A 20419-nucleotide genomic window follows, 5' to 3' on the forward strand; every position below is an offset into this window, starting at 1 on the left:
CCGGATGGTCACCGCCCCTTCGGCGTACGGCGTCCCGGGTCAGCCCACCGCCCGTCGTCGTACGGCGTCCCGGGTCAGCCCACCGCCGCGAAGCCGGGCAGCCAGCGCTCCAGGATCGCCCGGTAGGGCGCCTTCGCCTCCAACTGGCAGAGCACCCCGATCGAACCCAGCGTCACCCGGTGGATCATCAGGTACGACGGGGGCAGGTTGAGCTGCCGGCTCAGCTGGAAGGCGGGCGACCGGGGGCTGGCCAGCCGGGTCGCCTCGGCGCGCAGCCAGGCCCGGGTGAACCGGAACTCCTCCTCGGCGACCGGCGCCAGCATCGGTTGCAGGTACTGCAGCAGCGCCGGCGCGTCGATCGGCTCGGTCTGGCTGACGAAGCCCTCCTCGCGCAGCCCGGCCACCACCCCGTCCGCGTCGCCCCGGATCGCCAGCGCGGCGATCCGGCCGATCGGCTCGGGCGTGCCCTCCGGCATCCGGGCCACCGCACCGAAGTCGATCACGCCGAGCCGGCCGTCCGGCAGCAACCGGAAGTTGCCCGGGTGCGGGTCGGCGTGCAGCAGCCCGGCCCGCATCGGCGCGGAGAGGTGCAGCTCGGCCATGAGCAGGCCGGCCCGGTCGCGCTGCTCCTCGGTGCCCTCCCGGATGATCTCGGAGAGGGGGGTTCCGGTCACCCATTCGGTGATCAGCACCCGGGGCGAGGCGTCCAGCACCTCGGGGATGTAGATGTCCGGGTCGTCGGCGTACGCGGCCGCGAAGGCCCGCTGCGACTCGGCCTCCAGCTCGTAGTCCAGCTCCTCGGTGATCCGCTCGCGCAGCTCGACCAGGAGCGGCTTGACGTCCAGCCCGGGCTGGATCGCCCGGAACATCCCACCCAGCCGGGAGAGCTGCTTCAGGTCGGCGAGGAGCGCGTCGCCGGCGCCCGGGTACTGGATCTTCACGGCCACGTCCCGGTGGCGCGGGCCGCCGTTCGGGCCGTACCCCGGGTCCCGCCAGACCGCGCGGTGCACCTGGCCGATGCTGGCCGCGGCGGCCGGGGTGTCGTCGAACTCGACGAACCGGTCCCGCCAGTCCGGCCCGAGCTGCTCGACCAGCACCTTGTGCACGGTGGCGACGGGCAGTGGTGGGGCGGCCTCCTGGAGCTTGGTGAGGGCCTGCCGGTAGGGGGCCGCGATCTCCTCCGGCAGCGCCGCCTCGAACACCGACAGCGCCTGGCCGAACTTCATCGCACCGCCCTTGAGCTGGCCGAGCACGCTGAACAGCTGCTCGGCGGTGCGTTGCTGGATCTCGGCGGAGATGACGTCGGACGCGAGGCCGGTGACCCGCTTGCCCATGCCGAGGACGGTCCGACCGGCGAAGCCGAGCGGCAGAGCGGCGAGCTTGGCGGTCCGGGAGACGGCGCGGCGCGGGATGTCGGTCACTTGGCCATTGTTACCGACTCGGGGGGGCTGCCGGTGGTCCGAAGCCGGAGCGGGTGGGGGCGGCCCCGGATCGGGCGACGCCCGGAGCACCGGCAGGAGGGGTGCGGCGGCCAGCGGCGACGCCGGAACCGGCCGGCGCCGATGATCTCCAGGGCGCAGCCGAGGGTCTCCGGGACACCGCCGTCGAGGTGGGCCAGCGCCTCCCCGGCCGCGCACGCCACCGCCGCCAGCCGGGTGCTGACGGCGCAGTCCGGGTCGGTGTCGTGGGCCGCGAGCTGGGCGGCGAGCGCCGGCCAGTCCGGGTCACGGTCGACCCGGTGCAGGTCCAGGCAGTTCAGGCAGGGGCCGACCGGCGGCCGGACCAGCGGACCGACCACCGGCACCCCGCCGCGCAGGTCGACCAGGAGGTGGGGCTGTCGGCGCTGGGCGAACCCGGTGGCGAGCAGGCCGGCCGGCCGGTCCATGCCGAGCTGGACCACCAGGTCGACCCGGCCGCGACGTACCGTCCCGGTCTCGGTGCCCGGCGCGCAGCGGGCCAGCGCGTCCCGGATCGCCGCGGTCAGCGGCCGGCCGATCTCGGCCGCGGTGAGGCCGGTCCCGATCAGGTCGGCCGGACGGACCGGGCCGGCCAGCGCCGCCGCCACGTGCCCCACACCGGCCTGGGCCAGCGCCACGGCGATCGCCCCGCCACCCCGGCCGGTGCCGGTGACCAGCACCCGGGCGGCCCGTCGCCGGCGGACGACCTGGGCCGGCGTGCCGGGCGGCGCGGTCACCGCGAGGGCAAGTGCGGTCGCCTCGCCGGCGAGCCGGGCGCGGACCGGCCCGGCCAGGTCGCGGGGGAGCAGGCTGTGCGAGGGTACGACGAGACCGGCGGCCCGGAGCGTGTCGAGCAGGACGCGGGCCTCGTCCGGCGCCACCTGGACGGCGGCCGCGGCGGCGAGGACGGCCCGTTCGCTGCGGGTGCCGTCGAGGAGTTCGAGCAGCCGGGCAGCCCGGGGGTTGGCCACCTCCAGCAGCACCGCCCGGCCGGGCTCGACCCCGAGTTGGAGGGTGTGCCGGTCCCGCCAGAGGAGGGTCAGGCCGGGGAGCAGGACCGGGCGGGGCAGGGGAACGGGATGTGGCATACCACGGATCGTTACCGTGTCCACGCTCTCCGTCGATCGTTGTCCACAGGTGCGCCGGGCTGTATCCAGGGTTGTCCACAGGACTGACCGGGGTTTTCCACAACCGGCCGGTAACTCTGTCGGTCAGCCGACAGTCAGCACCCCCCGGATACGCCGCGGGGAGGGTGACCCGACGGCCACCCTCCCCGCGTGACCCGTACGGGTCAGACCTTGGCCTTGCCGAGAATGCGGTTCACTGTTGTCCCGCAGACCGGGCACTTGCCCTTGGCCATGTTCATGCCGGTCTTCGAGACCTCGACGTGCCCCTCGAAGTCCCGCTTCTCCTTGCACTTGACGCAGTAACCGTTGTAGGTCTGGGCCTGGTCGGCCACGGTAGCCCTCCTCGTCTCGTCCGCCGGGCACGCCGTCCCGGCGGTTTCCCTGCGGCGGGCCACGCGAGGCACCGGCGCCGGGGGGTTCGCGGTCACGCTCGTGACCGCTGGTTGGCGGACCCTACCCAGGTCTGGGCGAATCCATGTCAGCTGTGCGCCGACTCTGTGAGTTAGTCGACGTCTGGAAAGTCTGCACGCCGACTTAGGTCGGATAAGTGAGTTTGGCGGGGACACGCCGGGTGAATACGCTCAGATCCCCCTTCGGGCCGCCCCCGCGTAGCGGCCCGTCCGTAGATCACCTAACGTGTGCGGGGCGCGCAGGTGACGGCCGGACGGGTCCGGCGGGTCACCCGCAAAGAAATTTTTCAGGACTCCTGACGACCAACCCCCATTTTCCGGGCGCGTGTCGTCGTGTTGACTCTTGCGGACCCCTGGTCACCACGCAGTAGCTTTCCCTCGTGACAGTCATTCGAGGCTGCGCGGACCGGTGATGGCCGGGACGCGGAAGCCCGTCGTCGAGGTACGGCGCAGCCAGCGCCGGCGACGCACGGTGTCCGCGTACCGGGACGGGGAACGGGTCGTCGTCCTCATTCCCGACCAGTTCTCCCGGGCCGAGGAGAGCGAGTGGGTCGACCGGATGCTCGCCCGGCTCGCCGCCCGGGAGGGGCGGCTGGCCCGCTCCGACGCCGAGCTGCTGACCCGGGCCAACCGGCTGATCAACCTCTACCTGCCCGAGTACGGCGTTGCGGCCGCACCGGCCAGCGTCCGCTGGGTCACCAACCAGAACGGCCGGTGGGGCTCCTGCACCCCGGCCGACCGCACCATCCGGATCTCCCACCGGATCCAGGACATGCCCGACTGGGTGATCGACTACGTGCTCCTGCACGAGCTGGCGCACCTGATCGTGCCCAGCCACAACGCCTCGTTCTGGGCCCTCGTCGGCCGCTACCCCAAGAGCGAGCGGGCCCGCGGCTACCTGGAGGGCGTCGCCGCCGCGTCCGGCGTGCCCCTGACTGACTGACCCGGCGGCCTGCTCCTCCGGGCGGGCTCAGGGCCCGGCGTTCGACGTGGTGCCGGCGGGGCCGGCGGGCACCGGCGGGGCCGGCGGGCACCGGCCCTGGCGAGGTCCGCCGTGTCTTCGCGGAGCGCTACCAACCTGATGTCGTCAATGACTCACGCGGTGATCCGTTTCCGCCATCACGTCCGTAGCGTCCGGCGGGCAGGGCGTGCCGGCAGGCCGGGCAGGCAGGCCGGGCAGGCGGGCCGGCGGGCCGGGCAGGCAGGCCGGGCAGGCGGGCCGGCGGGCAGGCAGGCCGGGCAGGCAGGCAGGCCGGGCGGGCCGGCGGGCAGGCGGGCAGGGCGGGCAGGCAGGGCGGGCGGGCAGGCAGGCCGGGCAGGCGCGTGCGGGCAGGCGGCCAGCGGGCAGGCGGGCAGCGGGCAGCGCGGCCTGGACGCGCCTCGGTGGAACGCTATGGAGGTCAACGGCCCGTTTTGACCTCCATGGCGTTCCACTCGCCTGGCTTCGGGTTGGCTCGGGGCGACGAACACACGCGGCCGGAGCGCCGGAAGCCGCCAGCTACGTGGCCGTAGGTCGGCCGGGGCCATCTGCTGGGCACCGCCTCGGCGTCCGGCGTACCCGGTGGCGGACTGACCCGCCCCGTCCGCCGGGTTGGGCGTCGGCTCCGCGTCCGCCGCAGTGGTGGCGGGCCGACGGCGGGGTGGTGGCGGGCCGGGCGGCGCCGTGGGGTGCGGCGCGCACCGGGCGGTTCGGCTGCCGGGCGACTCGGGCCCTGGCCGCCCTGGTGGTTCCCCCGAAGGGCTGGCCGGGGCAGGTTTCGTCGGCCGGGTGCGCCGGGGCAGTTGGTCGGCCGGGGTCGGGGCCGGGGCCGGGGCCGGGTGCGCCCGGGGCAGGTTCCGTCGGCCGGGGCCGGGTGCGCCGGGGTGGGGGCCGGTGACGGGCTAGGGTCGACGGGTGGCCCGACGCGTGGTGGTGGCATTGCTCGCTCCGGTGGCCTGGACGCCGCCCGGTATCGACCCGGCCCGGTGGCGCACCGCGCTCGCCGAGGACGTCGTGGACCTGCTCGCCACGCTCAACGAGGTGGAGACCGCGGTCGCGGTGACGCCGGCGGACCGGTGGCTCGCCGACGCCGTGGTCTGGCCCGGCACCGCCGTGTACGAGGTGCCCGAGCCGACCGCCGACGCCGTCCTCGCCGCCCTGCCCGCCGCGCCACGCGCACCCGGGGACGCCCCGCCAACCGGGCCCACCGAGCCGACCGGTGGTGCCGCGTCGATCGGGGACGCCCCGCCAACCGGGCCTGCTGAGCCGACCGGGGACGCCGCGTCGACCGGGCCTGCTGAGCCGACCGGGGACGCCGCGTCGACCGGGCCTGCTGAGCCGACCGGGGGCGCCGGGCCGACCGGGGGCGCCGGGCCGACCGGGGGCGCCGGACCGGTCGGGTACGACCAGGCGGCCGTGGTGGTCGCTGACGCGCCCCACGTACCCGGGCTCATCCTGGGCAAGCTGCTCCGGCCGCTCAGCAGCCGCCCGGTGGCGGTCGCTCCGGTCGAGGGGGACGGGCCGGGCCTGCTCGGCGTGGCCGCCCGGCTGCCCGTGCCGGTCTGGCTGCCGGCGCTGCACCTGGACGCGGCGACGCCGGCCCAGGTGCGGGCCGCCGCCCCCGGACCGGGGGACGTGGCGATCACCGCGGGCTGGCGCCGGCTACGCGGTCCGGGCGACCTGGCCAGCCTCGACCCGGCCGTCGAGGGCTGGGACGCCACCCGGGCGCTCCTCTCCGGCCGACCCGGCTGACGCGCGCCTCCCGCCTGTTCACCTGACGCGCTTTGTCCGGCCGGCGCGGGCTGACGCGCCTCCGGTCGGCCCGGGCTGACCCGCCTTCGGCCGGGCCGGGCTGACGCGCCTCCGGTCGGGCCGGGCTGACGCGCCTCCGGCCGGGCCGGGTGCCGCACCCCGAGTACCGCGGTGGAGCCGCCGGCTGACGCGCGAGGCCCGCACGATTGATCGTGCGGGCCTCGGTGGTGGGTGCGGGTCAGGACTTGTCGTCGTCCTCGCCGGGGGTCTGCTCCTCCGGGGCACCGGGGGCGGAGAAGTCGAAGGAGGCCAGCTCGTCGTCGAGATCGGCGCTGGCCGCCGCGAACGCCTCCGGGTTGGCGAAGTCGTCGTCGGAGGGGAGCAGGTCGGGGTGGCCCCAGACCGCGTCCCGGCCGGCGATCCCGCGCTGCTCGGTCAGCGCCGCCCAGAGCACCGTGGCCTCGCGCAGCCGGCGGGGCCGCAGCTCCAGCCCGACCAGGGCGGCGAAGGTCTGCTCGGCCGGGCCGCCGGCGGCCCGGCGACGGCGGAACGCCTCGCCGAGGCGTACCACGTTGGGCAGGCGGTCACCGGCGGCGCTGTCGACGACGTGGCAGACCCAGCCCTCGACCAGCGCGAGCACGGTCTCCAGGCGGGCCAGCGAGGCCTTCTGCGCGGGAGTGTCCTCGGGCGTGAAGATGCCCTCCAGGGCGATCGCCTGCATCGACTCCGGGTCGGTCGGGTCGACCCGGCCCATCGCCTCCTCGATCGCCTCCCGGTTGACCCGGATGCCGGCGGCATAGTTCTCCACCGCCGTCAGCACGTGCCCGCGCAGCCACGGCACGTGCTGGAACAGCCGCTGGTGGGCGGCCTCGCGCAGGGCCACGTAGAGGCGTACCTCGTCCTCCGGCAGCTCCAGGCCCTCGCCGTACGCCTTGATGTTGGCCGGGACGAGCGCGGCGGTGCCGGCCGGTCCGAGCGGCAGGCCGATGTCGCCGGCGGAGAGCACCTCGGCGGCGAGCGAGCCGAGCGCCTGGCCGAGCTGGCCGCCGAAGAGCGCGCCGCCGAGCGTGGCGACCATCGACTGCATCGGGCCGAGCTGGGCGCGCGCCTCCGGCGGCACCAGGTCGCCCATCGCGCCGACCATCCGGCTGGCCACCGGGTCGCAGAGCTTGCGCCACACGTCGAGGGTCTTGTAGATCCACTCGTTGCGGTTCCAGGCGACCGACGCCCGGATGCCGGAGGGCCAGGAGGTGGCCGGCTCCAGCCAGAGGTCGGCGATGCGCAGCGCCTCCTCCACCGCGTTGCGTTCGAACGGCGAGACCGCCGGGTCGCCCGCGGCGGCGAGCTGGCTGGCGGCCACCTGGCGGGCGAGGTCCCAGTTGACCGGCCCGCTGCCCGGCGCGGAGAGCAGGTGCTGCAGCTGCGCCATGAACTGCTGCATCTGCGCGGGGTCGTTGGGGTCTGGTGGTTGCCCACCCGGGAGCGCGAAGCCGAACGGAATATCAGGCACGACGTCTACGGTACGCGCGCGGGACCGCAGGTCGCGCCCACCGCCGTTGCGCTGAGGGCGAAGCGCCGCGGTCACCGCGCCGGACATCACACCCGCTATCGGTACGCTCTGCCGCATGAGACGTCGCGGCCTGACCGTCCTGCTCGGTGCTCTGCTCACCGCCCTGCTCAGCGTCGGGGTGCTCAGCGTGCCGATCCCGTACGTGGTGCTCGGTCCCGGCCCGACGGTCAACACTCTCGGCAGCGCCGACGGCAAGGAGATCATCCAGGTCAGCGGCCGGTCGACGTCCACCTCCGCGGGCCAGCTACGGCTCACCACGGTCGGCGTGCAGCCCACGGTCCGGCTCCGCTCGGCGCTGGCCGGCTGGTTCTCGGCCGACGAGGCGGTGGTGCCGCGCGAGCTGGTCTACCCGCCGGGCGAGTCGCAGGAGGAGGTCGAGAAGCGCAACGCCGAGGACTTCCAGAACTCGCAGACCAGCGCGGAGACAGCCGCGCTGCGGGAACTGGGTTTCCCGATCCGGGTGCTGGTGAAGGCGGTCACCCCGGGCGGGCCCTCGGCCGACGTGCTCAAGACCAACGACGTGATCACCTCGGTCGACGGTCAGCAGGTGACCAGCGCGGCCCGGCTCACCGAGCTGGTCCGGGCCAAGCCGGCCGGCACCGCGCTGACCATCGGCTACACCCGTGCCGACGCGCCGGCCACCGCCACGGTGACCACCCGCGAGCAGGACGGCCGGCCGCGCATCGGCATCGAGATCGACCAGCAGCAGCCGCACCCGTTCACCCTGAAGATCGACCTGGGGGACATCGGCGGGCCCAGCGCCGGGTTGATGTTCGCCCTGGGCATCATCGACAAGCTGGAGCCGGCCGACCTCACCGGCGGCAAGATCATCGCAGGTACCGGCACCATCGACGACGAGGGCCGGGTGGGCCCGATCGGCGGCATCGCGCAGAAGCTGGTCGGCGCCAAGGAGGCCGGGGCGAAGGTGTTCCTGGTGCCGGCCGACAACTGCGCCGAGGCGGTCCGCAACCCGCAGCCCGGCCTGCCGCTGCTCCGGGTGGCCTCGCTCGACGACGCGCTCAAGGCGCTGGAGACGCTGCGCGCCGGGGGGCAGCCGACCCGCTGCTGAGCCGGGCCGCAGCGGTCGCCGGACGATCGTGACGTGACCTTGACCCGACGTGCTCAGGAACACCCCGTACTCTGGGTGCCTGATCGGAGCCGATCACATCGAGCGTGCGGAGCCAACTGTGGTTATGCGTAGCAGCCCCCTGCCGAGGATGAGCCGGCGCGGACGCGTCACCATCGGGGTCCTGATCGGGGTGTTCGTGTTCTTCACCCTGCTCGGGTGGGGGGTCAACGCGTGGACCGACTGGCTCTGGTTCGACGAGGTCCGCTACACCCAGGTCTTCACCGGGGTGCTCGCCACCCGGCTGCTGCTGTTCCTGGTGATCGGCGCCGGGATGGCCCTGGTCATCGCCGCGAACCTGTGGCTGGCGTACCGGCTGCGGCCGCGGCTGCGCCCGCACTCCCCGGAGCAGGCCACCCTGGAGCGGTACCGGATGCTGCTCACCCCGCGGCTCGGCACCTGGATCGCCGTGGTGTCGGTGATCATCGGGCTCTTCGCCGGGCTCTCCGGGCAGAGCCGGTGGAGCCAGTGGCTGTTGTTCCGTAACGGCGGCACCTTCGGCGTGAAGGATCCGGAGTTCGGCGTCGACGTCGGCTTCTACGTCTTCGACCTGCCCTTCTGGCGCTACCTGCTCGGGGTGGGGTTCACCGCGGTGGTGCTCGCCCTGCTCGGCGCGCTGGCCGTGCACTACATCTTCGGCGGGGTGCGGCTGCAGGGCGTCGGGGACCGGATGACCAACGCCGCCCGGGCCCACCTGAGCACCCTGGTCGCCGTCTTCGTCCTGCTCAAGGCCATCGCGTACGTGCTGGACCGGCGGGCCATGCTGCTGGAGTACAACGAGGGCGCCAAGCTCTACGGGGCCGGCTACGCCGACGTGAACGCGCTGCTCCCGGCGAAGGAGATCTTGGCGTACATCTCGGTGGTGGTGGCCATCGCGATCATCGTGTTCTCCAACGCGGTGATGCGGAACCTGGTCTGGCCCGGCATCGCGCTCGCCCTGCTCGGCGTCTCCGCGGTCGCGATCGGTGGCATCTACCCGTGGGCGGTGCAGACCTTCGAGGTCAAGCCGAGCGCCCGGGACAAGGAGGCGCCGTACATCGAGCGGAGCATCGAGGCGACCCGGGCCGCGTTCGGGATCGGCAACACGAAGACGACCGGGTACGCGGCGAACAACCTCGTGCCACCGGCCAGCCTCGCCACCGACACCTCGGTGGTGCAGAACGTCCGGCTGCTCGACCCGCAGTTGGTCTCCGAGACGTACACCCAGCTCCAGCAGGTCCGCGGCTTCTACGACTTCGGCTCGAAGCTGGACATCGACCGGTACACGCTGGCGGACAAGACCTCCGACTACGTGGTCGGGGTCCGGGAGATCAACTACGGCGAGCTGCCGAACAACAACTGGATCAACCGGCACACCGTCTACACCCACGGCTACGGCCTGGTGGGCGCCCCGGCCAACCAGGTGGTCTGCGGCGGCCAGCCGTACTTTGTCTCCGGCTTCCTCGGCGAGAAGGCGCAGGAGGCGTGCTCCTCGCAGACCGAGCAGATCCCGGCCCAGCAGCCGCGGATCTACTACGGCGAGCGGATGGAGGCCGACGACTACGCGATCGTCGGGCAGACCGGCGACCGCAACGTCGAGTTCGACCGGCCCACCTCCACCGGCGGCGAGCAGTACTACACCTACACGGGCGCGGGCGGCGTCGAGATCGGCTCGTTCACCCGCCGGCTGCTCTACGCGATCAAGGAGCAGGAGTCGAACTTCCTGCTCTCCGAGGCCGTGAACGACGACTCGAAGCTGCTCTACGTGCGCAACCCGCGCGACCGGGTGGAGAAGGTGGCGCCGTTCCTCACCCTGGACGGCGACCCGTACCCGGCGGTGGTGAACGGTCGGGTGCTCTGGATCATCGACGGCTACACCACGGCCGCGACCTACCCGTACGCCGATCGGGTCAACCTGCAGGCCGAGACGACCGACGAGCTGACCGGGCGGGGCACCTTCCAGCTCGCCCGGGAGGACGTCAACTACATCCGCAACTCGGTGAAGGCGACCGTCGACGCGTACGACGGCACGGTGAAGCTGTACGAGTTCGACAACACCGACCCGGTGCTCAAGGCGTGGAACAAGGCCTTCGGCGGTGACCTGGTGCTGCCCAAGGGCGACATCCCGCCGGAGCTGGCCGAGCACTTCCGCTACCCGGCCGACCTGTTCAAGGTGCAGCGCAACCTGCTCACCAAGTTCCACGTGACCGACCCCGGCGACTTCTACTCCGGCCAGGACTTCTGGCAGGTGCCGAACGTGCCGGACGCGCCGGACAGCGGGCAGAAGCAGCCGCCGTACTACCTGTTCACCCAGTTCCCGGGGCAGGAGGGGCCGCGCTTCCAGCTCACCGCGGCGGTCACCCCGAACGGGCGGCAGAACCTCGCCGCCCTGGTCTCCGGGTCGTACGTCGACGGCGAGCCGCGGCTGGAGGTGCTGGAGCTGCCGGACCAGACCCGGATCTCCGGGCCGACGCAGGTGCACCAGCAGATGACCAACAACGGCGACATCCGGCAGCAGCTGAACCTGCTCTCCTCGAACCAGGCGCAGGTGCAGTACGGCAACCTGCTCTCGCTGCCGTTCGCCGACGGCATGCTCTACGTCGAGCCGGTCTACGTGAAGAGCAGCAACCAGGACGCGTACCCGCTGTTGCAGAAGGTGCTGCTCTCCTACGGCGACGGCGGCTCGTACGTGGTGCTGGCGAACAACCTCAGCGACGGCATCAAGCAGCTCGTCGAGCAGGGCAAGAAGGCCCCCGGCGGCAGCCCGCCGCCCAGCTCGGGTGGGACGAACCCGCCCACGGGCGGCGGCACCACCACCCCGCCGGTGCTCACCGGGGAGCTGGCCCAGGCCGCCGACCGGGTACAGAGCGCGATTGCCGAGGTCAAGGCCGCCCAGGCGTCCGGCGACTTCGAGCGGTACGGGCGGGCGCTGAAGACGTTGGACGAGGCGATGAGCGCCTTCCAGCAGGCCCAGGCGGCGGCGAACCCCTCGCCGGGTCCGTCGGCCAGCGGCAGCCCGTCGGCCGCCCCGCCGACCTCACCCAGCCCCTCGGCGACGCCGAACGGCTGACCTCGTCTCGGCGTTGCCGAACGGCTGACGCCGACGTTGACCACGCGAGCCCGTGGTCCGGAACCCGGAGCGGTTCCCGGACCACGGGCTCGTGTCGGATGACGGACCGTTCGGCCGCAACCGGGTGACCCGCTCGGCCGTCAACAGGGCAGATGGACCGAGCGGGCGGAGATCTGGCGATGCGGGACGCGAACAGCTTCGACGACTTCTACCGCAGCACGTCGGCGCGGACACTCCGGTACGGCTACGCGGTGGCCGACGATCCGGGCGAGGCGCAGGACCTCGTCCAGGAGGCGTACGCGCGGGCCTGGCGGCAGTGGGGGAAGCTCGCCGCCCACCCGGCCCCGGAGGCCTGGTTGCGGCTGGTGATCAGCCGGCTGGCCACCGACCGTTGGCGACGGCTGCGGGGTTGGCGGCTGGCCGCCTCGCGCACCGGGCCACCGGACGACGTCCGCCCACCGGGCGAGGAGACCGTGCTGCTGGTCGGGGCGCTGCGGCAGTTGCCGGCCCGGCAGCGGCAGGCGCTCGCCCTGCACTACCTGTTCGACATGCCGGTGGCGGAGATCGCCCGGGAGGCGGGCGTGCCCGCCGGCACCGTGAAGTCCTGGCTGTCCCGGGGGCGGACCCGGCTGGCCGAGCTGCTGCCCGGCGTGGCCAGCGAGGAGTTGGAGGTGAACGATGTCGCGTGAACTGAGCGGTCTCTACCGGGCGCTGGCCGGCGACGCCGACGAGCGGGCGCTGCCGGCGCCGGATCGGCTGCGCCGCCGGGCCGACCGGCGGGCACACCTGCGCGCCGCGCTCGGCGGGCTGACCGTCGCCGTGCTGGTCGCCGGCACCGCCGCCGGCACCCGGATGGTGCTCACCGCCGGCCCGGACGCCACGCCCGGCCCGCCCGCGGCCAGCCCCGACCCGGGCAGTCCGTCGCCCACCCCGGCGACGCCCCCGCCGACGCCGAGCCGCAGCAGCGTGCCGCCGTCGTCGCCCGCGCGTACCCCGGACGCGCCGGCGGGGACGACCGCCGCGGGCGCCGGCGTCAGCCCGACCCGCATCCCGGACCGGGCCTTCTTCGTCCTGGCCGCCGCCAACGACGCCGGTACCGGCAGCACCTTCGGCCCGGGGCCGGTGTTCCCGGCGCTCTGCGGCGCCACGCCGGGGGAGGCGGGCGTCGTCACCCGCCGGGTCCGCACCCTGGCGTTCAAGCTGGCCACCACCCCGCAGGGGTACGTCCCGGACGGCAGCTACAAGCACAGCATCACCGTCTACCGGCCGGGGCGGGCCGACGACGCGCTGGCCGACCTGCGGCGGGCGGTGCGGGACTGCCCGACCCGGCCGGGGACGGCGGACACCGAGGGGCTGACGTCGACCCAGCGGCTGCTGCCCGACGGCGGCTACGGCGACGAGTCGGTGCTGTTCGAGGTGCGCCGGCCGGCCACGGACTACGAGGGCGCCCCCGACGTGCGGGAGGTGGTCCGGTTGGTCCGCGCGGTACGGGTCGGCAACGTGGTCACCGTGCTCTGGGAGCTGGGCTGGGAGGGCACTTCCAGCCCGCGGTCCCAGGTCGACCAGGACAGCCGCCGGGCGGTCGACGCGATCCGGAACTGGCTGGACTGAGGCCCGTTTTGCGCCCCCTGGGGTCCGTGCGCTACGGTAAACGAACCGACGCGGGGTGGAGCAGCTCGGTAGCTCGCTGGGCTCATAACCCAGAGGTCGCAGGTTCAAATCCTGTCCCCGCTACTCGTTCACGAAGGGCCCCGGAGTTCGCTCCGGGGCCCTTCGCCATGTCGGACGGGCGGCGGACCGGATCCGGGTACCCGGCTGATCTCCACGGACGGGATGCGATAGGCTGTAGAAGCCGACGCGGGGTGGAGCAGCTCGGTAGCTCGCTGGGCTCATAACCCAGAGGTCGCAGGTTCAAATCCTGTCCCCGCTACTCGTGACGAGGGGCCCCGGAGATCATCTCCGGGGCCCCTCGTCGTCTCTCTCGCGGGGTCGTCCCGCTCGTCGCGCCCCTCGTTGTGGTTCCGTGCCGGCCGGGACGGTTGCGGCCAAAAATCTGAGAGAATACTCTCGAGACATGTCTCTCGGAATTCCGGACTCCAGCGGCAACCCGTACGGCGATCTCGAACTCACCGACCCGACCGCGATGCGGGCCCTCTCGCATCCGGTCCGGCTGGCCATCCTGTCCCGGCTCCAGCGGTACGGGGCCGCGACGGCGACCGAGTTGTCCGAGCACGTCGGCGCATCCCCCTCGGTCACCAGCTGGCACCTGCGCCACCTCGCCCGGTTCGGCCTGGTGCGGGACAGCGCCGGGGGCGGGGACGCCCGGAAGCGGTACTGGGAGGCGAGCGCGGGCGGTTTCCGCTTCCGGTTCCCAGACGACGACGAGGGTCGGGCCGCGAGTCGCGTGCTGAGCAGGACGCTCTTCGAGCAGTACCACGACCTGCCCCGGCGCTGGATGGTCGAGGACGAGCCCCGGCTGGAGGCGGAGTGGCGGCGCGAGGCCGGCCTCTCCAACACCACCATGCGGCTGACCGAAGGCGAGCTTGCGGCCGTCAACGCCGCGATCGAGCAGGTTCTCGCGCCGTACGTGACCCGGGAGACGGCCGACCAGCCGCCGGGCGCCCGCCACGTGCGCATCCTGCGGTACGTCCTGCCCGAGGCGGGGACCCCGTGACGGCCGGGACGGCGGGGCAGCCGTCGTTGCTCCGCCAGCCGCCGTTCCGGTCCTTCTTCGCCGCGCACACGATTTCGCAGTTCGGGGACCGGATCTCCGAGCTGGCCTTCCCGCTGTTGGCGGTGCTGGTGCTCGACGCCAGCCCGGGCCAGGTGTCGGTGCTGACCGCGCTGGTGTGGCTGCCGAACCTCACCGGGCTCTTCCTGGGTGCCTGGATCGACCGGCGGACGCACAAGAAGGGCCTGCTGGTGGCGGCTGACCTGATCCGGGCCGCGCTGCTGGTGACGGTGCCGGTCGCCTTCGCGTTCGACGTCGGCACGATGGCCCAGCTGTACGCCGTCGCGCTGCTGACCGGCGCCGCGGCGGTGCTGTTCAACACCACGTACCCGGCCTTCTTCGTGCTGCTCGTGGAGCGGCCGCGCTACCTGGACGCCAGCGGTGCGCTGAGCGCCAGCAGGTCCGCCTCCGCCATCGCCGGGCCGGCCCTCGGCGGGGTGCTGGTCCAGGCGTTGACCGCGCCGGTCGCGATCCTGGTGGACGCGGTCTCGTTCCTGGTCTCCGCCCTGGCTATCGGCCGAATCCGGCCGGCTCGTCCGGCGCCGAGCGGTCGGCCGGATGACGGGCCGCCCGGCACGCTGTGGCATCAGGCCCGGAACGGGCTGAGGTTCACCCTCGGCCATCCCGTGCTCCGGGCGGGTCTCGGCTGCGCGACGACGGTCAACTACTTCAGCTTCGTGGCCAACGCCCTGCTCGTGCTCTTCGCCAGCCGCACCCTCGGCCTGCCCGCGGGACTGCTCGGGCTGGCGCTGGGCGTCGGCGCGGTCGGCGGGCTGCTGGGCGCGGTCCTCGCGCCCCGACTGGCCGGGCGGATCGGAGTCGGCCGCAGCATTGTGATCGGTGCCGTCGTCTTTCCGGCCTCGATCCTCTTCGCCACGGTCGCGGACGGTCCGCTCTGGGCGCGGGCCGGGCTGCTGGGCACGGCCGAGTTCTTCTCCGGCGTCGGGGTGATGCTGTTCGACGTCAACCTCAACGCGCTCAACGCCGCGGTCATCCCCGAGGGACTGCGCAGCCGGGTGGCCGGCGCGTACTCCACGATCAACTACGGCGTCCGGCCGCTCGGCGCGCTGTCCGGTGGGGCGCTCGGCACCTGGCTCGGGCTGCGTCCCACGCTCTGGATCGCGGCGGTCGGCGGTGCCATGTGCGTGTTCTGGCTGCTTCCCTCGCCGATTCCGAGGGTGCGCTCGCTGGACGACATCGCCGTCCCGGACCTCCCTCCGGCCGCGTTGGCGAAGGCGGGAGACGGTGCGGGCCGGTGACAGTTCGCGTCCACCCTGCCCCGGTTGCGCTTCTCGGCGAGGATGGGGACATGTCTGCTTGGAACAAGTGGTGGGGCCGCCTCGGCGCGGTCCTCGGTGCGGTCGTGCTCTCCGTGTTCGTGCCGGTTGCGGCGTGGGCGTCCACGGGTACCGGTGAGGTGGTGCTGGAGGCCGCCCGGCGGCGCCGGGGCGGTGGCGGCCTGGGGCTGCTCTGCTGCCTGGTGGTGCTCGCGGTGATCGTGTTCCTGGTGTATCGCCTGGTGCGTAGCCGGCGGAGCGGCCCGCCGCGCTGACCGCTGCCGGGGCGGGCCCGGTGGGCCCGCCCCGACCCGGGGCGGTCAGGCGGCGAGGGCGGCGCCGGCCTGCGCCATGAAGCGCGAGGTCGCCGACCGGGCCCCGGAGCGCTTCGCGCGGATGTTCTCCGCGGCGGCGATGAGCAGGGCACGTACCTGGGCGTGGCCCTTGGGCGGGGGAGCGGGTGCCGGGCCCATCAGGCCGCCGAGGTCGTTGCCGAGGGCGATGACCCGCTTCGCGGCCCGGTCGGTGACGCCCTGAGCGACGTACTCCCGGACCTGCGCGCTGGCGTTCAATCCGCGTTCGGTGCCGAGGATCCGCCCCGCCGCCACGTTGGTGGTCAGGAAGTTGATCACGTCGGCCACCGTGGCGGCGTGCCGGGTGCCCCGGAAGGCGGCCCAGTACATCGACGCGCGGGGCCAGTGCGCGGCCGGGCTGCCCGGGACGGGCGCCAGGCCCAACTCGTCGTCGGTCAGCCGTTGCAGCTCGGGGAACTGGTGCGACCAGGCGAACGACGCCGCGGTGTGCCCGGTGACCACCAGTTGGCGGTCCAGCTCGCCGGTGTCCGCCAACTCGATCAGCGCGGCGCTCGGGGTGGCCCGGTCGTAGCGGGCCACCTCCCAGAACTCGAACCAGTCGAGCAGCTCGGCGGAGCCGAAGCCGAGCTGCCGCCCCTGGTACAGCTCATGGCCCTGACCGCGGAGCCAGAGCCAGAGCGCCCGGTAGTCACCCGACGGGTCCATCGTCCCGGCCACCCGGTTGCCGGCGGTACGGGTGACCTGGGCCGCCCAGCCGGCGTACTCCTTCCAGCTCAGGCCGAGGCGCGGCTCCGGCACGCCCAGCCGGCGCAGCAGCGACCGGTTGTAGACCAGCGCGGCGTTGGTCTGCGCGGCGGGCACGGCCATGGTCCGGCCGTCCACCTGGCCGTACCGGGCCAGGTTGTCCGGCAGGCCGCGCAGGTCGAGCCGGTTGTCGGCGACGTACCCGCTGAGATCGAGGATGATCTCCCGGTTGGCGTACTCGGTCAGCACGGTGTCGTCGAGCTGGAACAGGTCGGGCGGGTTGCCGCCGGTGCCCTGGATGGCCAGCCGGTCGTAGTAGCCGGTCAGGCCCTGCCAGGTGATCCGGAACCGGACCCGGGGGTTCTGCTGCGAGTAGAGGCGCAGCACCTGCTCGGTGGCCTCGGCCCGGCGGGCCCCACCCCACCAGAACACCGAGAGCTCGATCGGCCCGTCGTCGGCGCGGCTCTCCGCCTCCGGCTGGCAGCCGGCCAGCCCGCCGCCGAGCAGCGGCAGCCCGGCGACGGCGCCGAGGAGCCGCCGCCGGTCGAGGCCGGGGCGGGGCGCGGAAGGGGGTACGCGCACGGGATGCTCCTGGGGCGCGGGCGGTGGCTGCGGACGGACCATTTACACAGGAGCCGGGGGAGGGTGTCAACGTCGGCGGTGGGAGGGCCCGGTGGCCGGGCCGGGAGCCGGCGCGGCCCATGGTGTACTAGGCGCCGTGGAACTTCTGCACTCGGGCAAGGTACGGGACGTGTACGCCGACGGCGACGACTTGATCCTGGTGGCCTCCGACCGCATCTCCGTCTATGACGTGGCGCTGCCGACTCCGATCCCGGACAAGGGCCGCCTGCTCACCGCCCTGTCGTTGTGGTGGTTCGAGCAGCTCGCCGACCTGGTGCCGAACCACGTGATCTCGGCCACCGACGTGCCCGAGGAGTTCGCCGGCCGGGCCATCCGCTGCCGGCGGCTGGACATCATCCCGGTCGAGTGCGTGGCCCGGGGCTACCTGACCGGCGGCGGCTTCGCGGAGTACCAGCGCACCGGCGCGGTCTCCGGCGTGCCGCTGCCCCGCGGCCTGGTGGAGGCGTCGATCCTGCCCAAGCCGATCTTCACCCCGTCGACCAAGGCGCCGCTCGGCGAGCACGACGAGCCCATCAGCTACGAGCGGGTGGTCGACAAGGTCGGCGCCGAGACCGCGGAGCGGCTCCGGCAGATCACCCTCGACGTCTACCGGCGCGGCGCGGAGATCGCCGCCGACCGGGGCATCCTGATCGCCGACACCAAGATCGAGCTGGGCTGGGCGCCGGACGGCACGCTGGTCCTCGCCGATGAGGTGCTCACCTCCGACTCGTCCCGGTTCTGGCCGGCCGAGTCGTACCAGCCGGGCCGCGCCCAGTTCTCCTACGACAAGCAGTACGTGCGCGACTGGGCCACCGGGAGCGGCTGGGACAAGCAGCCGCCCGCCCCCGAGGTGCCGGCCGAGGTGGTCGAGGCGACCCGGGCCCGCTACGTCGAGGTGTACGAGAAGCTCACCGGCAACCGCTGGGACTGACCGGCCGCCCGCACCGTCGAGGATGGTCCCGTCACCCTCCGTGGAGGGCGCTCGGCACCGGTGGGCTGCTGGCCGAGCTGCACGGGGGACGAGGTGGCCTACGTGGACGGTGTCTTTGGCCAGATCGTCGACCGCCCGGACGACGTGGCTACCATCAGGACGATGTGGGACACCCTGCTGAGCGAGGCGCTGCCCGCGAGCGTGTCCGTCGAGCTGATCGGGAAGCTGGTGAGCGAGCTGTGAACACCGCCCCCACCCCGCAGTGGCGCGTGTCGAGCCGGTCCGGCAACGGCGGCAACACCTGCGTCGAGGTGGCCGACAACCTGCCGGACCGGGTCCTGGTCCGCGACTCCACGGACCGCGACGGCGGCACCCTCGCCTTCGCCCCGGCTGCCTGGCGGGCCTTCGTCGCTGGGATCAGGGCCGCCGGCTGAGCCGGGTGCCGCCCGGCGTTCCGTCGCCGCCCCGGCAGGGCCCGCGGACCGGTGTTCCGTCGCCGCCCCGGCAGGGCCCGTGGACCGGCGGTGGGCCGCGCAATGTGCAACCGATGGTTGCGCTACGGCCGGTCGGCGGCTAGCGTGAGGTGCAACCAAACGTTGCGAAAGGTGGCAGTCGTGGAGTACGGAACGATCGAGCGGGAGATCCACATCGACGCCGCGCCGGAGGTCGTCTTCGACGTGGTCAGCAGCCCGGAGCACCTGCGCGAGTGGTGGCCGGACGAGGCCGAGTTCCCGGTCGTGCCGGGCGGGGCGGGGCGGATCGGCTTCGGCGACATCGCCGGAGGCACCGGCACCTGGGTGCGGTTCCAGGTCGTCGACGCCATGCCGCCGCGGCTCTTCTCCTTCCGGTGGACCCACGAGCAGGGCCAGGAGCCGGCACCGGACAACTCGTTCCTGGTCGTCTTCGCGCTCGAGCCCGCCGGCGGCGGGACGCTGCTGCGGATGACCGAGAGCGGCTTCCGGGAGCGCGGCTGGGACACCGCCAAGATCGCCGCCGAGTACGCCGAGCACGTCAGCGGCTGGGATCACTTCCTGCCGAAGCTGCCCGCGTACGCCGAGAAGGTCGGGACCCGGGCGTGACGGTGCTGGTGGACGACGACCTCTGGTCGGCGGTCGGCGACCCGACCCGCCGCCGGATGCTGGACCTGCTGCTGGCCGAGGGCGGCGGCACGGCGACCAGCCTGAGCGAGCGCCTGCCGGTGACCCGCCAGGCGGTGGCGAAGCACCTCGTGGTGCTGGACCGGGTGGGTCTGGTGCGCGCCAGCACCGCCGGCCGGGAGCGGCAGTTCCGGGTCGACGAGGCTCAGCTCGCCCGCGCCGTGGCCCAGCTCGCCGACGTCGGCGCCGCCTGGGACTCCCGGCTGCGGCGGATCAAGCGCATCGCCGAGACGATCCAGCGTGGCCCGGCGGTGGACGACGACAAGACCGGGCCGCAGCGGTAGAACCGGCGCGGCCGGCCCGGACACGGCGACGCGGTGTGGCGGCAGCTGCCGCCACACCGCGCTCGACGCGGCGGATCAGCTCAGGCTGAACCGCTGGTTGGCCTGGCCGTTGCAGTCATAGATCTGGACCTGCTGGCCGTTGTTGGTGCCCCAGACGTCCAGGCAGCGCCCGGACTGGACACCGGTGATGGTGCCGTTGGAGTTGACGTTCCACTGCTGGTTGGACTGACCGTTGCAGCTGTAGATCTGCACGGCCGAGCCGTTGCCGGAGCCGGCGGCGTCCAGGCACATGCTGCCGTACACGGTCAGCTGCCGGCTGGACGTGAGGGTCCACTGCTGGTTGGCCAGCCCGTGGCAGTCGTAGAGCTGCACCCGGGTGCCGTTGCTCTGCGACGAGTTGGGCACGTCGATGCACCGGCCGGACTGGGCGCCGACGATCCGCTTCGCCCCGCCGGGCGCACTGGTGGGCGAGGACGTCGGCGACGAGGTGACGCCACCGGTCGGGCTCGAGGTCGGGCTCGTGGTCGGGCCGGCGCTGTTGAGGACGTTGAGGACGGAGTTGTAGGCGGCCTTCTTGTTGCCGCCGCCGTCGAAGAGCAGGGGGTTTTCGTTGGAGCGCCAGGAGTCGCTGTCGCGGACGCCCCAGACGGTGATGCCGATGCAGCGGGGCACGTTGATGCAGGCCTGGGTCAGCCCGGCGTACTGGGTGGTGGAGGCGTTGGTGACGTCGACCTCGGTGAGGGCGACGTCGACGCCGAGGGCGGCGAAGCTGGACAGGGTGGTCTGGAAGTTGCTGGGCAGGGAGCTGCCGCCGGTGAAGTGGGTCTGCAGGCCGACGCAGTCGATGGGTACGCCGCGGGACTTGAAGTCCTGGATCATGCGGTAGACGC

General features: G+C 73.4%; 20 protein-coding genes and 2 tRNA genes. 16 read left to right on the top strand and 6 right to left on the bottom strand.

Annotation, left to right across the window (positions count from 1 at the left end; genetic code table 11):
* Positions 1-74: 74 nt before the first annotated feature.
* The 3 genes from ACIBPB_RS17340 to ACIBPB_RS17350 form a co-directional block, all read right to left on the bottom strand.
* Entirely contained in the window at positions 75-1421 is a 1347-nt protein-coding gene (locus tag ACIBPB_RS17340) for an AarF/ABC1/UbiB kinase family protein (RefSeq protein ID WP_357313762.1), read from the bottom strand.
* Positions 1418-2545, bottom strand: coding sequence for a TOMM precursor leader peptide-binding protein (locus tag ACIBPB_RS17345; RefSeq protein ID WP_396840562.1), 1128 nt, complete (start codon positions 2543-2545; stop codon positions 1418-1420). The genes ACIBPB_RS17340 and ACIBPB_RS17345 overlap by 4 nt, the downstream gene beginning before the upstream one ends.
* A gap of 203 nt (positions 2546-2748) precedes the next feature.
* Positions 2749-2916, bottom strand: a complete 168-nt coding sequence (locus ACIBPB_RS17350) for a DUF5679 domain-containing protein (RefSeq protein WP_007464795.1) — start codon at positions 2914-2916, stop codon at positions 2749-2751.
* Positions 2917-3406: 490 nt separating this feature from the next.
* Here ACIBPB_RS17350 and ACIBPB_RS17355 point away from each other — a divergent pair, with 490 nt between their 5' ends.
* Together ACIBPB_RS17355 and ACIBPB_RS17360 are read left to right on the top strand one after the other, a co-directional pair.
* Complete coding sequence (locus ACIBPB_RS17355; RefSeq protein WP_396840564.1) at positions 3407-3937, top strand: M48 family metallopeptidase; 531 nt, start codon at positions 3407-3409, stop codon at positions 3935-3937.
* Between the two features lie 951 nt (positions 3938-4888).
* A complete protein-coding gene (locus tag ACIBPB_RS17360) occupies positions 4889-5725 on the top strand; it encodes a hypothetical protein (protein WP_396840565.1) in 837 nt (278 codons plus the stop codon).
* Between the two features lie 238 nt (positions 5726-5963).
* Here the strand turns inward: ACIBPB_RS17360 and ACIBPB_RS17365 are convergent, their stop codons facing one another.
* The gene (locus tag ACIBPB_RS17365; RefSeq protein WP_357313749.1) at positions 5964-7235 is read right to left on the bottom strand and encodes a zinc-dependent metalloprotease; all 1272 of its coding nucleotides are present in this window, start codon (positions 7233-7235) and stop codon (positions 5964-5966) included.
* Between the two features lie 115 nt (positions 7236-7350).
* Between ACIBPB_RS17365 and ACIBPB_RS17370 the strand changes: the two genes are divergently transcribed.
* The 9 genes from ACIBPB_RS17370 (at position 7351) to ACIBPB_RS17410 (ending at position 15753) form a co-directional block, all read left to right on the top strand.
* Positions 7351-8364 carry a PDZ domain-containing protein gene (locus ACIBPB_RS17370; RefSeq protein ID WP_396840566.1) on the top strand — a complete coding sequence of 338 codons (1014 nt, stop codon included), beginning with the start codon at positions 7351-7353 and terminating at the stop codon, positions 8362-8364.
* A 124-nt stretch (positions 8365-8488) separates the two neighbouring features.
* Positions 8489-11470, top strand: coding sequence for a UPF0182 family protein (locus ACIBPB_RS17375; RefSeq protein ID WP_396840567.1), 2982 nt, complete (start codon positions 8489-8491; stop codon positions 11468-11470).
* A 179-nt stretch (positions 11471-11649) separates the two neighbouring features.
* The gene (locus tag ACIBPB_RS17380) at positions 11650-12159 is read left to right on the top strand and encodes a SigE family RNA polymerase sigma factor (protein ID WP_396840568.1); all 510 of its coding nucleotides are present in this window, start codon (positions 11650-11652) and stop codon (positions 12157-12159) included.
* On the top strand, positions 12149-13081 hold the full coding sequence (locus tag ACIBPB_RS17385; RefSeq protein WP_396840569.1) for a hypothetical protein: 933 nt from the start codon (positions 12149-12151) through the stop codon (positions 13079-13081). Before ACIBPB_RS17380 ends, ACIBPB_RS17385 begins: the two co-directional genes overlap by 11 nt.
* A 49-nt stretch (positions 13082-13130) precedes the next feature.
* A tRNA-Met gene (locus tag ACIBPB_RS17390) sits at positions 13131-13204 on the top strand.
* A gap of 122 nt (positions 13205-13326) precedes the next feature.
* Positions 13327-13400: transfer RNA gene (locus ACIBPB_RS17395), tRNA-Met, on the top strand.
* Between the two features lie 144 nt (positions 13401-13544).
* On the top strand, positions 13545-14144 hold the full coding sequence (locus tag ACIBPB_RS17400; protein WP_396840570.1) for an ArsR/SmtB family transcription factor: 600 nt from the start codon (positions 13545-13547) through the stop codon (positions 14142-14144).
* Complete coding sequence (locus tag ACIBPB_RS17405; RefSeq protein ID WP_396840571.1) at positions 14141-15460, top strand: MFS transporter; 1320 nt, start codon at positions 14141-14143, stop codon at positions 15458-15460. The genes ACIBPB_RS17400 and ACIBPB_RS17405 overlap by 4 nt, the downstream gene beginning before the upstream one ends.
* Positions 15461-15510: 50 nt before the next feature.
* Entirely contained in the window at positions 15511-15753 is a 243-nt protein-coding gene (locus ACIBPB_RS17410) for a hypothetical protein (protein WP_396840572.1), read from the top strand.
* Positions 15754-15798: 45 nt separating this feature from the next.
* Here ACIBPB_RS17410 and ACIBPB_RS17415 read toward each other — a convergent pair whose 3' ends face one another.
* On the bottom strand, positions 15799-17118 hold the full coding sequence (locus ACIBPB_RS17415) for an ABC transporter substrate-binding protein (RefSeq protein WP_396840573.1): 1320 nt from the start codon (positions 17116-17118) through the stop codon (positions 15799-15801).
* Between the two features lie 136 nt (positions 17119-17254).
* On the opposite strand from ACIBPB_RS17415, the gene ACIBPB_RS17420 reads away from it, so the two are divergent.
* From ACIBPB_RS17420 to ACIBPB_RS17440, 5 genes are all read left to right on the top strand, one after another.
* On the top strand, positions 17255-18088 hold the full coding sequence (locus ACIBPB_RS17420; protein ID WP_396840575.1) for a phosphoribosylaminoimidazolesuccinocarboxamide synthase: 834 nt from the start codon (positions 17255-17257) through the stop codon (positions 18086-18088).
* 93 nt (positions 18089-18181) lie between these two features.
* Positions 18182-18331 (top strand): Scr1 family TA system antitoxin-like transcriptional regulator, encoded by a 150-nt coding sequence (locus ACIBPB_RS17425; RefSeq protein WP_396840576.1) that lies wholly within the window; start codon positions 18182-18184, stop codon positions 18329-18331.
* Positions 18328-18522 (top strand): DUF397 domain-containing protein, encoded by a 195-nt coding sequence (locus tag ACIBPB_RS17430; protein ID WP_396840578.1) that lies wholly within the window; start codon positions 18328-18330, stop codon positions 18520-18522. Before ACIBPB_RS17425 ends, ACIBPB_RS17430 begins: the two co-directional genes overlap by 4 nt.
* Before the next feature lie 180 nt (positions 18523-18702).
* Positions 18703-19167: an SRPBCC domain-containing protein gene (locus ACIBPB_RS17435; RefSeq protein WP_396840579.1), complete on the top strand. Its 465-nt coding sequence runs from the start codon at positions 18703-18705 to the stop codon at positions 19165-19167.
* Positions 19164-19529, top strand: coding sequence for an ArsR/SmtB family transcription factor (locus ACIBPB_RS17440; RefSeq protein WP_396840580.1), 366 nt, complete (start codon positions 19164-19166; stop codon positions 19527-19529). Before ACIBPB_RS17435 ends, ACIBPB_RS17440 begins: the two co-directional genes overlap by 4 nt.
* 75 nt (positions 19530-19604) lie before the next feature.
* Here the strand turns inward: ACIBPB_RS17440 and ACIBPB_RS17445 are convergent.
* On the bottom strand, positions 19605-20419 hold an 815-nt coding region (locus ACIBPB_RS17445), incomplete at its 5' end, for an endo-1,4-beta-xylanase (protein ID WP_396840581.1).

The organism is Micromonospora sp. NPDC049836, from assembly GCF_044465125.1.
Classification (GTDB): Bacteria; Actinomycetota; Actinomycetes; order Mycobacteriales; family Micromonosporaceae; genus Micromonospora.